Raw genomic sequence first — 15,972 nt, forward strand, 5'->3', positions numbered from 1 at the left:
TATATATAAGGTAGAATATAGGTAAGATAAAAAATAGAATTGAGGAATAATCTTATGATTAGAGATGATAGGGAAAAGTTTATAAAATTTATAGAAGAAAATAATTTAATAGAAAAGGGTGAAGGTATACTTGTAGGGTTATCAGGAGGACCTGATTCGGTATGCCTATTACATATGCTATGTAGTGTAAAGGAAGAGCTAAATTTAAATATTGCTGCAGTTCATATTAATCATATGTTAAGAGGTGAAGAGGCTAATAAGGATGAGGAATACGCAAAAGAGTTATGCAATAAGCTTGGAGTGGAATTTTATTGCAAAAGAATAGATATAAATAGTTATGGAAAAGAAAAAGGATTATCATCAGAGACTGCAGGAAGAGAAGTAAGATATGGATTTTTTGATGAGGTCATGAAAAACTTAAGCTTTGATAAGGTAGCAACAGCACATAATGCAAATGACCAAGCTGAAACTATATTAATGAGAATTATGAGAGGGACTGGACTAGAGGGACTTGGCGGAATACCTGTAAAGAGAGATAACAAATATATTAGGCCAATTTTATTTATGGAAAGAGGTGAAATAGAAGATTATTGTGAGGAGTTGGGGTTAAAACCGCGTATAGATGCAACTAACATGGAGAGATTATATAGCAGAAATAAGGTGAGATTAGATATATTACCTTATATGAAAAATAACTTTAATCCTGATGTTATTGAAAGTATAAATAGAATGGCATCCTTATTGCAAATAGACAATGATTTTATTAAAGAAGAGGTTGAAAAATATTATAAAAAAGGATGCTATAAGAAAGATAATTCTATCATTATAAAAGGTGAGGTCTTTAATCTAAATAGTGCTATATTGAATAGAATACTTAGGAAGGCAATTTCTGAAGTGAGTGGTAGCAATTATGATGTTGAAATGAAGCATATAGAGGATGTATGTTCATTAATAGAAAGAGGTACTAATAAAAGAGTTGATTTGCCTAATAAAGTATATGCTAAGAATATTTATGGTGATATACATATTAAAGTAAAAGAAATTTCTAAAAAAGATTTAAATGAAGAATTAGTTTTGAGTAAGGAGGAAATATTACATAAGGAAATCCTTTTTGATGATTATCTTCTGAGTTTTGAAAGAGTTATTAATGATAATAATTTTAAATTTAGTGGGAATAGTTTAATAAAGTATTTCAATTATGATAAAATTAATGGTAATATTATCATTAGATATAGAAAAAATGGAGATAAAATAGTTCCTTTAGGAATGAAGGGGAGCAAAAAGCTTAAAGATATATTTATAGATATGAAAATTCCGCAAGAAGATCGTGGGTCTATACCAATAATTCAATTTGATGAGGAGATAGCTTGGGTGGTTGGGGTTAAAACATCTGATAAATATAGAGTTACTAAAGAAACTAAGTCCATACTTAAAATAATGCTGAAGAGAAAGGAATTTTAGGATGAGAAATGATATAAAAGATGTACTTTTTAGTGAGGAAGAAATTATTAAGAAGGTTAAGGAAATGGGGGAAGTAATAAGTCAAAATTACAAAGGGAAAAATCTTATTGTAGTTGGTGTTTTAAAGGGATCAGTTCTATTTGCTTCTGATTTAATTAAAAATATTACAGTGCCATGTGAAATTGATTTTATGGCTGTTTCTAGTTATGGAAATTCTACAGAGACTTCTGGTGTAGTTAGAATATTAAAGGATTTAGACCATAATATAGAGGGTAAAGACATATTAATAGTAGAAGATATAGTAGATAGTGGAGTTACTTTAGATTACTTATTAAAATATCTTAAAGCAAGAAAGGCTAATAGCATAGAAATAGCAACATTGCTTAATAAAGCAGCAAGAAGAAAAACAGAAATAGATGTTAAGTATATAGGATTTGAGGTTCCAGATGAATTTATAGTTGGGTATGGAATAGATTATGCTGAAAAGTATAGGAATTTACCTTTCATAGGAACATTAAAGCCAGAAGTATATGAAAAATAGGTCTTAAGAAAGATTGTATTAAAAAATACCGTATGGTAAAATTTAAAAAATAACTATAAGAGAGGGGGGCGTTGAATGAAGAAGAATTCAAGCTCAGCTATATATATTGTAATACTGGTAGTATTAGTATTATCAGCAGCTGCAATATGGCAAACAAAGGGTAGTGCAGACCCAATGGCGTATAGCGCATTCCAAGAAAAATGGAAGGCAAACCAAATTGAAAGTATAAAAGTAAAAGAAGATAAAATGTTAATACAAGGAAAGACAACTGATAACAAGACTTTTGTTACTTATGCACCTAATGAAATCATTGTGTCATTAATGGAAGAAAGTCCAAAGGATAATGTTAGAGTTGAATTCGAACCACCATCAAATAGTGGAGCTTGGTTAAGTATTATTCCTATAATTGTACTGGTAGTATTAGTATTAGTATTTTTATTCGTATTTACACAACAGTCACAAGGTGGCGGTGGTGGAAGAGGAGTTATGAATTTTGGTAAAAGTAGAGCCAAAATAGCGACCCCAGATTCCAAAAAGGTTACATTTAAGGATGTAGCCGGAGCAGATGAAGAAAAAGCAGAGTTAGAAGAGATAGTAGATTTCTTAAAGCTACCTGCTAAATATATAGAAATGGGAGCAAGAATACCTAAGGGTGTCCTATTGGTTGGACCTCCAGGAACAGGTAAGACATTATTAGCTAAGGCTATAGCTGGTGAAGCAGGTGTGCCTTTCTTTAGTATTTCAGGTTCTGATTTCGTAGAAATGTTTGTAGGTGTAGGTGCTTCAAGAGTAAGAGATTTATTCCAAGAAGCTAAAAAGAATGCACCGTGCATAATCTTTATTGATGAAATAGATGCTGTTGGTAGACAAAGAGGTGCTGGCTTAGGTGGCGGACATGATGAAAGAGAACAAACTTTAAATCAATTACTAGTTGAAATGGATGGATTTGGAGTTAATGAAGGAATCATTATGATTGCAGCAACAAATAGACCAGATATATTAGACCCAGCTTTACTAAGAGCTGGTAGATTTGATAGACAAATACTAGTTGGTGCACCTGACGTTAAGGGTAGAGCAGAGGTACTTAAGGTTCATACTAAGAAGAAACCTTTAGCAGAAGATGTAAGTTTAGAAGTATTAGCTAAGAGAACTCCGGGATTCAGTGGAGCAGATTTAGAGAATCTAGCTAATGAGGCTGCTTTATTAGCTGTTAGAAGAGGAAAGAAACAAATAACTATGTATGAGATGGAAGAGGCTATAACAAGAGTTATAGCAGGACCTGAAAAGAAGAGCAGGGTTATTAGTGAACATGATAGAAAGTTAACTGCATATCATGAAGCAGGTCACGCTGTTGTAATGAAGTTATTACCTAATGCAGATCCAGTTCATGAAATATCTATTATTCCAAGAGGAAGCGCAGGCGGATACACTATGCATCTGCCTACAGAAGATAGAGCATATACATCTAAGTCTAAATTAGAAGATCAGATGGTAGGTCTTCTTGGGGGTAGAGTTGCAGAACAATTAGTTCTTGGAGATATAAGTACAGGTGCTAAGAATGATATTGATAGGGCAAGTGCTATTGCAAGAAGTATGGTGATGGAATATGGAATGAGTCCTACTATTGGTGCAATTTCATATGGTACTGATCAAAATGAAGTATTCTTAGGTAGAGACTTAGGAAGAGGTAGAAACTTCAGTGAGGAGTTTGCAGCTCAAATTGATAAGGAAATAAAATCTCTTATTGATAATGCTTATAATAGTGCAGAAAGATTATTAAAAGATAATATAGAAAAGCTTCATGCTGTATCAGCTGCTTTATTAGAAAAGGAAAAACTTGAAGGTAAAGAATTTGTTGAGATATTTGAAAATGCATAATAAAAAGACTTCTACGGAAGTCTTTTTATTATGTTACGAAAGTTATATTGAAATTTTGAAAAAAATATCTGTAAAACATAATATATTACGAACTATTTAAACAAAATAAACATAAATATTCGAATTATCTTTGAATTGTAATCTTAAAATGGTATAATTTTGTTAAAGGTAAAAGAGAGCAATTAATTCAGAGGAGTGTTAAATATGAAAAGCGATATACAAATAGCTCAAGAAGCTAATATGGAGCCTATTGTAAAGATAGCAGAAGGAATAAATTTATCTGAAGAGGATATTGAATTATATGGGAAATATAAATGTAAGATATCATTAGATGTTTTAAAGAGGAATGAAGATAAAAAAGATGGTAAGTTAGTATTAGTTACTGCTATTAATCCAACGCCAGCTGGAGAAGGTAAATCTACAGTTACAGTTGGATTAGGTCAAGCATTATGTAGAAGAGGAAAGAAAGCCATAATTGCATTAAGAGAGCCATCATTAGGGCCGGTATTTGGAGTTAAAGGTGGAGCGGCTGGTGGAGGATATGCACAAGTAGTTCCTATGGAGGATATAAATCTTCACTTTACTGGGGATATGCATGCTATAACAGCCTCTAATAATCTTTTATGTGCAGCAATAGATAATCATATCCATCAAGGGAATGTATTAAGAATTGACTCAAGAAGAATAATATTCAAAAGGGTTATGGATATGAATGATAGAGCATTAAGAGACATTGTAGTTGGTATGGGTGGAAAGGCAAATGGATTTGTTAGGGAAGATGGATTCATGATAACTGTTGCATCGGAAATTATGGCTATTTTATGTTTAGCTTCAGATCTTAATGATTTAAAAGAAAGAATGGGTAATATTTTAATTGCTTATGATTTAGATGGCAATCCAGTATATGCAAAGCAACTAGAAGTACAAGGTGCTATGGCTTTATTAATGAAGGAGGCTATAAAACCAAATTTAGTGCAGACATTAGAAAATACTCCTGCTATAATTCATGGAGGCCCATTTGCCAATATAGCTCACGGGTGTAACTCAATAATGGCTACTAAGCTAGCATTAAAGCTTGGTGATATCGCTGTTACAGAAGCAGGATTTGGGGCAGATCTTGGAGCAGAAAAGTTCTTAGATATAAAGTGTAGATATGGTGGATTAAATCCTAACTGTGTTGTGATAGTAGCTACAATAAGAGCATTAAAGCATCACGGTGAAGTAAGCAAAGAAGATTTAAATACTCCTAATGTAGAAGCTTTATCTAAAGGGATAGTTAATCTAGAAAAGCAAATTGAAAATATAAAGAAATACAATGTGCCAGTAGTTGTGGCTATTAATAGATTCCTAACAGATAGTGTGGAAGAAATTGAATTTATAAAAGAATTCTGTGGAAAACTTGGAGTAAAGGTCGCACTTTCTGATGTTTGGGCAAAAGGGGGAGAAGGTGGACTTGAGTTAGCTGATGTAGTAGAAGAAGTTTTAGCTAGTGAGAAATCATCTTTCGCACCTATCTATGATTCAAAAGATAGTATAGAAGATAAGATATTGAAGATAGCACAAGAAATTTATGGAGCTAAGGGAGTAGCGTACTCTGCAGTTGCTAAAAGACAGATTAAAGAACTTGAAAACTTCCAATTAGATAAACTACCAATATGTATGGCAAAAACACAATATTCATTATCAGATAATCCGGAATTGCTAGGAAAGCCGGAGGGATTTGATATTTCAGTCCAAGAGGTCAGAGTATCAAATGGAGCCGGATTTATAGTTGTATTGACTGGGAATGTTATGACAATGCCTGGACTACCAAGGGTTCCAGCCGCTAATAGAATGGATATATTAGAAGACGGAAAAATTGTAGGTTTATTCTAAATAGTTTAAGGTATCTTAAAGATAATTACTTTAAGATACCTTATTTTACTTGACAAATTATGCTGAATTGCTAAAATTATATTGTCAAATTTAAGTTATTTTATTGAAATAAAGGCAGCTACCACAGCTGCTTTTAATTATATTAAGGTGGTGCTTTTATGATTTTACTTGTGGATGTAGGAAATACGAATATAGTATTAGGTGTGCATAAAGATAATAATTACATAGCTAGTTGGCGTATTTCAACGGATGCAAAAAAGACATCGGATGAATATGGAATACAGGTAATGCAACTTTTTTCCCAAAACAATTTAAATCCTAAGGAAGTTAAGGGGATAATAATATCTTCAGTAGTTCCAAATATAATGCATTCACTAGAGAATATGATCAGAAAGTGTTTTTCTATTGAACCAATAATTGTTGGGCCTGGGATAAAGACAGGTATGAACATTAGATATGATAATCCTAAAGAAGTTGGTGCAGATAGGATAGTCAATGCAGTTGCTGCATATGAAATGTATAAAAAATCAATGATAATAATAGATTTCGGAACTGCCACTACATTCTGTGCAATAACGAAAACAGGAGATTATTTAGGTGGATGTATAGTGCCGGGAATAAAGATATCATCAGATGCATTATTTGAAAGAGCAGCTAAACTTCCAAGGGTAGAGCTTGAAGTACCTAAGAATATAATTTGTAAAGATACAATTTCAAGTATGCAATCAGGTATATTATATGGGTATATAGGTCAAGTTGAATATATAGTAAACAAAATGAAAGAAGAAATGAAACGTAAGGGGAAAGAAGAACCTCTTGTAGTAGCTACTGGTGGATTAGCTAAATTAATAGCTAAAGGAACTAAGGTTATTGATAAGGTTGATTCAGACTTGACCCTAGAAGGTTTAAAGATATTATATTATAAGAATAAGGAGTAAATTAAATGAAGATAGGTAATCTGGTCTTTGATAATAATGTATTCTTAGCACCGATGGCCGGGGTTACTGATATTTCTTTCAGAGGATTATGTAAGGAAATGGGTTGTGGTTTAGTTACTACTGAAATGGTAAGTGCTAAAGCATTATACTATGGAAGTGAAAATACACAAAGTCTTTTGAGAATAGCAGATGAGGAAAGGCCTATAGCTACACAAATATTTGGTAGAGAGCCTAAAATAATGGCAGAGGTTGTTGAGAAATACTTTAACGATAGAGAGGATATTTGTATTATAGATGTTAATATGGGCTGTCCAGCTCCTAAGATAACTAAAAACGGAGAAGGTTCTGCCCTTATGAAAGAGCCTGAGTTAGCTGCTGAAATTATTAGAGAGCTTAAAAAAGTATCTAATAAACCGGTAACAGCTAAATTCAGAAAAGGCTTCGATGAAGATAATATTAATGCTGTTGAATTTGCAAAAAGATTAGAAGATGCTGGAGTGGATTCAATTACTATACATGGAAGAACAAAAAAACAAATGTATGAAGGAAGGGCAGACTGGGATATAATAAGACAGGTTAAAGATGCAGTTTCAATACCAGTGCTAGGCAATGGTGATGTCTTTACTCCAGAAGATGCTTTAAGATTAAAAGAAATATCTAATTGTGATGGCATTGTTGTTGCAAGGGGAAGTATGGGTAATCCATGGATATTTAAACAAATTGAGAGAAAGCTAAAGGGTGAGCCTCCATTAATAGTTACACCAGAAGAAAAAATTGATATGTGCATTAGACACTATGAATTGGCAATTAAGTATGATGGAGAATTCAAGGCTATTAGAGAAATGAGAAAACATGCATCATGGTATATTAAAGGGTTGCCTAGGTGCACAGATGTCAAAAATCTAATGAATACTTTAGATGATAGTAAGGAAGTAATGAAAGTGCTTCAAGACTATAAAGGTGAATTACTTAATTTTAAAGAGATTTAGTAATTAAATACTTTTCATAAGAATAAGTATAGAAAAAAGCTAGAGGTATAGATTATGAAAAATGCCATTCATGTTAGGTTTAAGGAAGAAGAGCCCTATGAGAAAATATCACCTTTTATAAAGTTTAAAGATAGGTTTAAAATAAGATGTACTGGTGAGGAGATAATTAAGGATTTCAATACTAAAATAAAGTACACTGAGATACCACAGAATATTAATGTAGAAGCATATAAATATAATATTGTTAGAACTTTTGATAGATTTAAAGAAGATAATAGCTTATTATGTCCAAGTGGAAAGAGGAACTATGACTATAATTTTCTTAATGAATTTCAGAAGAAACTATTTGCTTTTTCTGTAGTAGAGAGCATTAAGTTATTATTATTTAAATCACATAAATCAATAAGAAGTGCAAATATATTAATTGATGATGGTAGTAAAAAAGAGAATAGATATATTGTTGAAGAATTAGCGAAAGAAGCAAGAAATATAATTATTCTTACCAAAAGATCAAGTAAAATAGAGAAGCTTAGAGAGTATATTATTAGTAATTATGGAGCTGTAATTCAAGTAATCCATGAAGAAGAAAGTATGAAAAGTATTGATTTTGTTATTTCTTCTGAAGATAAGGTTTATAATCTTAATAATGTTTGGTATTTGGACAATTTCTACAAACCTAATAAGGATGGGATTTATGTAAATAATGTTGGATTTAAAGTTCCTTGGGAAAGTTCTTTGGAATTTTACCCTCCAGAATTATTAGGCGGAATATTAAATGTAGGGAAAAAGGAAAGTATTAGAGACATATTAAGAAAAAATGATATAATGCTAGAGCAGATATCATTTAATTCAAAAGATATAGTAATTTAGGGTATGAAGAAGGGGCTATAAGGTATATAATAGGTAATATACTTTGTGAAGACTTTCGGAGAGTGTGCCCGTAATTATCATTTATTGACATATTAAAAAGGCTGTTTTATAATATGTAAAATGATTTTAGGAATATAATATTAAACCATATTGGTAGCTAAAGGGGAGTATAATATGAGCGAAGCAAAAAAATATGTTATGACTTATGAAGGTGTTAAAAAACTTGAGGAAGAATTAGAGTTTTTAAAAACAGTTAAAAGAAAAGAAATAACTGAAAAGATAAAAGTAGCTTTAGGATACGGAGATTTAAGTGAAAACTCAGAATACGATGAAGCAAAAAATGAGCAAGCATTTACTGAAGGAAGAATTCTTCAATTAGAAAATATGTTAAAAAATGCTTCAGTTGTTGATGAATCAGAAATTCCTACTGGTACTATTGCAGTTGGATCAATAGTTAAGGTTAAGGATTTTGAGTTTGATGAAGAAGTTGAATACACTATAGTAGGTTCAGCAGAAGCAGATCCTATGAATTATAAGATATCAAACGAATCACCAGTAGGTAAGGCTTTAGTTAATAAGAAAATTGGTGAAATCGTTGAAGTTATTGTACCAAATGGAGTAAATAAGTTTGAGGTACTAGATATAAGAAGAGCATAACGGAGGGATTATTAATGTCAACTGAGGAAATGAATATTCAAGAGTTAGAATCTCAGTTTAATGAACAAGAAAGATTAAGAAGAGAGAAACTAGCGGAATTACAAAAAGCAGGTAAAGATCCATTTGATGTATACACAGTTGAAAGAACACACACATCAGAAGAAGTTAAGTCTAATTATGAAGAATTAGAAGGCAAAACTGTAACTATAGCAGGTAGAATAATGTCTAAGAGAGGACAAGGAAAAGTTGTATTCTCAGATGTACATGATAGAGATGGTAAAATTCAATTATTCATCAAGATAGATGAGGTTGGAGAAGAAAACTTAAAGGCATATAAGACATATGATTTAGGTGATATGGTTGCGGCTACTGGTGAAGTATTTAAGACTAGAACTGAAGAAATATCAATAAAGGTTACTAGTTTTGAATTAATCTGTAAGTCATTAAAGCCATTACCAGAAAAGTGGCATGGACTAAAGGATCCAGATTTAAGATATAGACAAAGAGAAGTAGATATCATAACTAATCCTGAAGTTAAGGATACTTTTATAAAGAGAAGTCAAATTATAAAAGGTATAAGAGAATTCTTAGATAATAGGGGATTCTTAGAAGTTGAGACTCCAATACTAGGAGCAATAGCTGGTGGAGCAGCAGCAAGACCATTTATTACTCATCATAACACTTTAGATATAGATATGTACCTAAGAATAGCTACAGAACTATATTTAAAGAGATTAATAGTAGCTGGATTTGAAAAAGTATATGATATGGGTAAAAACTTCAGAAATGAAGGAATGTCAGTAAGACATAACCCAGAGTTTACTATGATAGAGTTATATGAAGCTTATACTGATTATAATGGAATGATGGAAATCATGGAAAATTTAGTTGCTTATGTTTGTGAAAAAGTTAATGGTACTACCAAGGTAATGTACCAAGGAACTGAAATAGACTTTAAGCCACCTTGGAGAAGAATAACAATGGTGGATGCTGTTAAGGAATATGCTAAAATAGACTTCAATGAAATCAAGTCTGATGAAGAAGCACAAGCTATAGCTAAGGAAAAACATTTAGAATTCCCTAAGCCATTAAATACAGTAACTAAGGGTGAAGTATTAAATATGCTTTATGAAGAATATGCTGAAGAGCATATGATTCAACCTACATTCGTTACAGATTATCCAGTAGAAATTTCACCTCTTACTAAGAAGAAGAGAGGAAATGAAGCCTTTACTGAAAGATTTGAAGGATTTGTATTTGGTAGAGAGTTATGTAATGCTTATTCAGAGTTAAATGATCCTATAGTTCAAAGACAAAGATTTGAACAACAAGCTAAGGAAAGAGAGCTTGGCGATGACGAAGCTTACATGATTGATGAAGAATTTATGAGTGCTCTTGAAACTGGAATGCCTCCAACAGGTGGATTAGGTTTTGGAGTTGATAGATTAGTTATGTTCTTAACTGATTCAGCATCAATTAGAGATGTTCTTTTATTCCCTACAATGAAACCACAAACAAATAACTAAGAATTTTAAGGAACTAACTATTAGTTAGTTCCTTTTTTAGATTAAATTTATAGCCTTAGATCAAGTATTCATCTCATTTTAAAATTATAGTAAAAAAAAGTTCAAAAAACTGTTGCATTTTTATTTAAAGCTGATATAATAACTAATGTAATAACGTTCCGTGATAGCTCAATGGTGGAGCATTCGGCTGTTAACCGACAGGTTGGAGGTTCGAGTCCTCTTCACGGAGCCAATTATTCCGCGATAGCTCAATGGTGGAGCATTCGGCTGTTAACCGACAGGTTGGAGGTTCGAGTCCTCTTCGCGGAGCCAATTGATTATTAAGCGATGATGATTCATCGCTTTTTTATTTTGTAAGGAAGTATGTCTATAGCAGTAAAAAATAATTCATAAAAAATAGATTTAATTAAATAATAAGGGGAATTATAATGGATAAGAGTCTTTAGTCTTGACATATATTCGTCTTTTGGTAAAATTAATATATAATTAAATAAGCATGTTGATAAAGAGGAGTAGTCTTTGAATTATTAAAGAGAGATGATGTTTGGTGTAAATCATTATAATGAGGAGATGAATGGAGCTTTTGAATGCTACTTTGTAAAGTTGAGCTTATGCTAAGAAGGGTGGAACCGCGGAATTTGAATTTCGTCCCTTTGTAGTTAGGGCTTTTTTTATTTATAAAAATATATTTGGAGGGATTTTATTATGGCAGTTGAAAAGACAATGGATAAAATGGTTGCTCTTTGTAAAAGTAGAGGATTCATATTCCCAGGATCAGATATTTATGGTGGCTTAGCTAACTCATGGGATTACGGTCCATTAGGTGTTGAATTTAAGAACAATGTTAAGAAGGCATGGTGGAAGAAGTTTATACAAGAAAGTCCTTATAATGTAGGAGTAGACTGTGCAATATTAATGAACAAAGAAGTTTGGGTTGCATCAGGACACGTTGGTGGATTCTCAGATCCTTTAATGGATTGTAAAGAATGTAAGGCTAGATTCAGAGCGGATAAGATAGTAGAAGATCATATGACAGAGAGCGGAGTTGAAGTTGCTTCTGCTGATGGATGGTCAAATGAAGAATTAAAAGAATATATAGAAAAGAATAATATAGTTTGCCCTAAGTGTGGAAAGCTTAATTATACAGATATAAGAAAGTTTAATCTTATGTTTAAGACTTTTGCAGGTGTTACTGAAGATAGTAAGAATGAAATATACTTAAGACCGGAAACAGCTCAAGGTATATTTGTAAACTTCAAGTCAGTTCAAAGAAGTGCAAGAAAGAAGGTACCTTTTGGTATAGGTCAAATAGGTAAGTCTTTCAGAAATGAAATCACACCAGGTAACTTTACTTTCAGAACCAGGGAATTTGAGCAAATGGAATTAGAATTCTTCTGTAAGCCAGGAACAGATTTAGAGTGGTTTGAATATTGGAGAGATTATTGTTGGAAATTCCTACTAAACCTAGGGGTCAAAGAAAATAATTTAAGAATGAGAGATCATGCTGCTGAAGAGTTATCATTCTACTCAAAGGCTACATCTGATATAGAATACTTATTCCCATTTGGTTGGGGAGAGTTATGGGGTATAGCTGATAGAACAGATTATGACCTTAATAAGCACCAAGAACATTCAGGTCAAGATATGTCATACTTAGATCCTCAAACGAATGAAAAGTATGTACCATATGTTATAGAACCATCATTAGGTGCTGATAGAGTTGCTTTAGCATTCTTAGTAGATGCTTATGATGAAGAAGATTTATCAACAGAAGATAAGCAAGATTCAAGAATAGTAATGCACCTTCATCCAGCATTAGCACCGTATAAGGCAGCTATACTACCACTATCAAAGAAGCTTTCAGAAAAGGCACTTGATATATATGGAGAATTAAGCAAGAAGTTTAATATAGAATATGATGAAGCAGGAAGTATTGGTAAAAGATATAGAAGACAAGATGAAATTGGTACTCCATATTGTATAACTATCGATTTTGAAACAGAAGTAGATGGAGCGGTAACAGTTAGAAATAGAGATACTATGGAACAAGAAAGAATTAAGATAAGTGATTTAGAAGCTTATATTGCTAAAAGTTTAGAGTTTTAGTGTGGAAATTTACTATTAAAGTAGTATAAAATGATAAATGAAAAGCGAAGCTATTGTTTTATCCAATAAGCTTCGCTTTTCATTTATATTTTTATAGTGTTATAATTAGAAGGAAATGGGACAGACTTAAATAAAGAATCATATAGTAAATGTTATGAGGTTTAGATAGTGTATATGGAGGAGTAGAAATGAAAAAGAATTTTGATGAATTTAAGAATTTTATTAAAGGAAAGAATGTGGCTGTAGTTGGGATAGGTGTATCAAACATTCCTTTAATAAACTTCTTAGTTAAACTTGGAGCAAATGTTACAGCTTTTGATATGAAAAGTGAGGAGTCTTTAGGAGAAGTAGCTATAGATTTTAAGAATAAAGGTGTTAAACTTGTTTTAGGAGAAGGATATCTAAAGAAATTAACTGGATTCCAAGTGGTTTTTAAGACGCCTTCAATGAGAATAGATAGTGAAGCTTTAGTTAGAGCAAAAGAAGAAGGTGCATACATAACTTCAGAAATGGAAGAGTTTGTTAGATATTGTAGAGGGAAAGTCTATGGGATTACAGGAAGTGATGGAAAGACAACTACAACAACTATAATATCCAAATTATTAATGCAAGAAGGATATAAAACTTGGGTTGGAGGGAATATAGGTACACCTCTATTTGCACAAATAGAAGAAATAGAAGAAAATGATATGGTGGTATTAGAACTTTCTAGTTTTCAATTAATGACTATGGATGTTGAGATTGATGTAGCTGTATGTACTAATTTAGCACCAAACCACTTAGATATGCATAAAGATATGCAAGAGTATATAGATGCTAAAAAGAATATTTTCTTGCATCAAAATAGTGGTAATGTTTTAGTAATAAATAGAGATAATGAAATTACTTATGGCTTTAAGAGTGAAGCCAAGGCTGAAATAAGAGAGTTTAGTTCCAATAGAGTTCTGACAACAGGAGCATACCTTGAAGATGGTGTTTTATTCATTGATGGAAAAGAAGTATGTAGGAAAGAGAACATAGTTATTAAAGGAATTCATAATGTTGAGAATTATTTAGCAGCATTTATAGCAACAAAGGATGATGTTTCAATAGAATCAATGAAAATTGTTGCAGAGACTTTTGGCGGAGTTGAGCATAGATGCGAATTAGTAAGAGAGCTAGATGGAGTTAAGTATTATAATGACTCTATTGCATCTAGTCCAACAAGAACTTTAGCAGGGTTAAAAGCTTTTGAAACTAAAGTTATACTAATAGCAGGGGGGTATGATAAGCATATTCCATTTGAGCCATTAGCGGATGAAGGACATCCATATATAAAAGAATTAATTTTATTGGGGGCAACTAAGGATAAGATTAAGGGCGCTTTTGATAAGTTAGAGGGAAGAGAAGGAATAAAGGTTAATATTACTTTTGTAGATACATTAGAAGAAGCAGTAGATAGAGCAAGGGACTTAGCTAAGGATGGAGATATAGTTACATTATCACCAGCTTGTGCATCTTTCGATATGTTTTCAAACTTTGCAGTTAGAGGAAATGTATTTAAGGAAATAGTAAATAATTTAAAATAGAATATAAGAAAGGGATTGCAATGCAATCCCTTTTGTTTTTAAGTATATTTTTAGATATTTAAGGTTGAGAGGGTGTATCGATAATATATGTATTATTGACATTAGATCTTTTTTCTAAAAAGATACCCAGGTTTGTTGGGAAATAATCATTTATGCCATCCTTGACAATAGCCCTAGATGAGATCTCAGATGTTTCTAAATTAACACTAAGAGAATATAAATAATTAGCATCATCTAAGTTTATAAAATATAAACTATTGTCATATACTTTTAGCTTTTCTCCATTCATTAAAGCTAATCTTCTAGATTTTAAATCTGAAGGATTAACTGCATAAAGGTTATTATTATCAGAAGAGTTTATAACTAATATCTCACCATTATATGGAACAAAGCTATTTACTGAGAAGTCAGTAACTTGTTGTTTCTGTGAACCGTCAATCTTTATTGTGTACAAATTGGAGTTATCACTTAAGTTTTGGTAGAGGATGAAATCTCCGTTTAATAGATATTCTCCTATGCTATCAGATGTAATAGCTGAACTAGAACCTTCCTCTATGTTATATGTATATAGCTTATTTTTATCATTACTATTTATATAGAATAATGATTCGTTAGAAGAAATTATATTGTGTACATTATTATTGTTAATTTTCTTATAGACTTTATCTGATAGATTTATTGATGATAGGTTATTTCCGTTGCTGGCATCAGCAAAATATATTACATCATTAATTACAATCAGAGTCTCAGTTGAATAGTCCATGAAATCTGAAATGATAGATGTTGTTATTAAGTTTTTTGGATATGGCTCTTGGATAATAGAAATCTTATTGTTATCTTCTCTATTAGGAAATATTAATGAATTTCCATTTACCACGAATGGAGAATTAGATATTGTTTTATCATTTAAAATGAATGGAGTATATATTTCAGTAGAACCATTAGAAGAAGCAGAGATGGAACGTGGTGGTAGAGTGCTTTCCTTTTTCTCTGAACATCCGTATAAAATAAAGGTTGGAATAAGAAGTAGAGGTAGTAATATTGCTTTTTTCATTTGTAAAACCTCCTATATAATATATAAATATACTATTATATTAAGTTAAAATAGGAAGGGAGTAAAGATTAATAGGACAAGTAACTTAATTAATAGGTGATTTTAAAGGTTAAAGTAGATCCATATAAGATAACTCATCCTAGTGTGTCACTAATAGAAAAAGTAAGAAAAATAGTGAAAATAGAAGATATATAAATATAAACCTATGTATATAGTTTTTTGTAGAAATATAATGTTAAGAAAAGATGATAATATAATCTTCGTCCTCACAAGAAGGGCAACAAACCACAAACAAATGAGTTGAAAAAATAAGTTAAAAACTTGTTGACAACGAAAAAGGTTTGATGGTATTATAATATGGCAGTCAACAAGACTGTGATTTGATCTTTGAAAATTGAACAGATATATAAGTTAAAAACCAGCAATTCTTTTTATGAGTAAGTTTTTGAGATTAAGATTAAACTTTTTATTGAGAGTTTGATCCTGGCTCAGGACGAACGCTGGCGGCG

12 protein-coding genes and 2 tRNA genes are annotated in these 15,972 nt (G+C 31.7%); 13 read left to right on the forward strand and 1 reads right to left on the reverse strand.

Annotated elements, in window-relative coordinates; translation table 11 throughout:
* The first annotated feature begins 54 nt into the window (after nt 1-54).
* The 13 genes from tilS (at nt 55) to murD (ending at nt 14,409) form a co-directional block, all read left to right on the forward strand.
* A complete protein-coding gene (gene tilS / locus ACSYT2_RS16795; RefSeq protein ID WP_430857826.1) occupies nt 55-1,461 on the forward strand; it encodes a tRNA lysidine(34) synthetase TilS in 1,407 nt (468 codons plus the stop codon).
* Between the two features lies 1 nt (nt 1,462).
* Complete coding sequence (gene hpt / locus ACSYT2_RS16800) at nt 1,463-2,002, forward strand: hypoxanthine phosphoribosyltransferase (RefSeq protein WP_430857825.1); 540 nt, start codon at nt 1,463-1,465, stop codon at nt 2,000-2,002.
* Between the two features lie 75 nt (nt 2,003-2,077).
* Nucleotides 2,078-3,880 carry an ATP-dependent zinc metalloprotease FtsH gene (gene ftsH, locus ACSYT2_RS16805; RefSeq protein ID WP_430857824.1) on the forward strand — a complete coding sequence of 601 codons (1,803 nt, stop codon included), beginning with the start codon at nt 2,078-2,080 and terminating at the stop codon, nt 3,878-3,880.
* Between the two features lie 204 nt (nt 3,881-4,084).
* Nucleotides 4,085-5,755 carry a formate--tetrahydrofolate ligase gene (locus tag ACSYT2_RS16810; RefSeq protein WP_438385232.1) on the forward strand — a complete coding sequence of 557 codons (1,671 nt, stop codon included), beginning with the start codon at nt 4,085-4,087 and terminating at the stop codon, nt 5,753-5,755.
* A 158-nt stretch (nt 5,756-5,913) separates the two neighbouring features.
* Nucleotides 5,914-6,693 (forward strand): type III pantothenate kinase, encoded by a 780-nt coding sequence (locus tag ACSYT2_RS16815; protein WP_438385233.1) that lies wholly within the window; start codon nt 5,914-5,916, stop codon nt 6,691-6,693.
* Nucleotides 6,694-6,698: 5 nt separating this feature from the next.
* Nucleotides 6,699-7,682 (forward strand): tRNA dihydrouridine synthase DusB, encoded by a 984-nt coding sequence (gene dusB / locus ACSYT2_RS16820; RefSeq protein ID WP_430857821.1) that lies wholly within the window; start codon nt 6,699-6,701, stop codon nt 7,680-7,682.
* Nucleotides 7,683-7,736: 54 nt separating this feature from the next.
* Nucleotides 7,737-8,552 (forward strand): Rossmann-fold NAD(P)-binding domain-containing protein, encoded by an 816-nt coding sequence (locus ACSYT2_RS16825; protein ID WP_438385234.1) that lies wholly within the window; start codon nt 7,737-7,739, stop codon nt 8,550-8,552.
* A 174-nt stretch (nt 8,553-8,726) separates the two neighbouring features.
* Nucleotides 8,727-9,209 carry a transcription elongation factor GreA gene (gene greA, locus ACSYT2_RS16830; RefSeq protein WP_430857819.1) on the forward strand — a complete coding sequence of 161 codons (483 nt, stop codon included), beginning with the start codon at nt 8,727-8,729 and terminating at the stop codon, nt 9,207-9,209.
* A 14-nt stretch (nt 9,210-9,223) separates the two neighbouring features.
* Nucleotides 9,224-10,735, forward strand: a complete 1,512-nt coding sequence (gene lysS, locus ACSYT2_RS16835; protein ID WP_430857818.1) for a lysine--tRNA ligase — start codon at nt 9,224-9,226, stop codon at nt 10,733-10,735.
* A gap of 157 nt (nt 10,736-10,892) precedes the next feature.
* Nucleotides 10,893-10,967: transfer RNA gene (locus ACSYT2_RS16840), tRNA-Asn, on the forward strand.
* A 5-nt stretch (nt 10,968-10,972) separates the two neighbouring features.
* Nucleotides 10,973-11,047: transfer RNA gene (locus tag ACSYT2_RS16845), tRNA-Asn, on the forward strand.
* Nucleotides 11,048-11,440: 393 nt separating this feature from the next.
* Complete coding sequence (locus ACSYT2_RS16850) at nt 11,441-12,841, forward strand: glycine--tRNA ligase (RefSeq protein ID WP_430857817.1); 1,401 nt, start codon at nt 11,441-11,443, stop codon at nt 12,839-12,841.
* Nucleotides 12,842-13,029: 188 nt separating this feature from the next.
* Complete coding sequence (murD, locus tag ACSYT2_RS16855; protein WP_438385235.1) at nt 13,030-14,409, forward strand: UDP-N-acetylmuramoyl-L-alanine--D-glutamate ligase; 1,380 nt, start codon at nt 13,030-13,032, stop codon at nt 14,407-14,409.
* A 58-nt stretch (nt 14,410-14,467) separates the two neighbouring features.
* Here the strand turns inward: murD and ACSYT2_RS16860 are convergent, their stop codons facing one another.
* Nucleotides 14,468-15,463, reverse strand: a complete 996-nt coding sequence (locus tag ACSYT2_RS16860; protein WP_438385236.1) for a DUF5050 domain-containing protein — start codon at nt 15,461-15,463, stop codon at nt 14,468-14,470.
* Nucleotides 15,464-15,972 lie beyond the last annotated feature (509 nt).

Source organism: Clostridium zhoujianii (genome assembly GCF_051590805.1).
Classification (GTDB): domain Bacteria; phylum Bacillota; class Clostridia; order Clostridiales; family Clostridiaceae; genus Clostridium.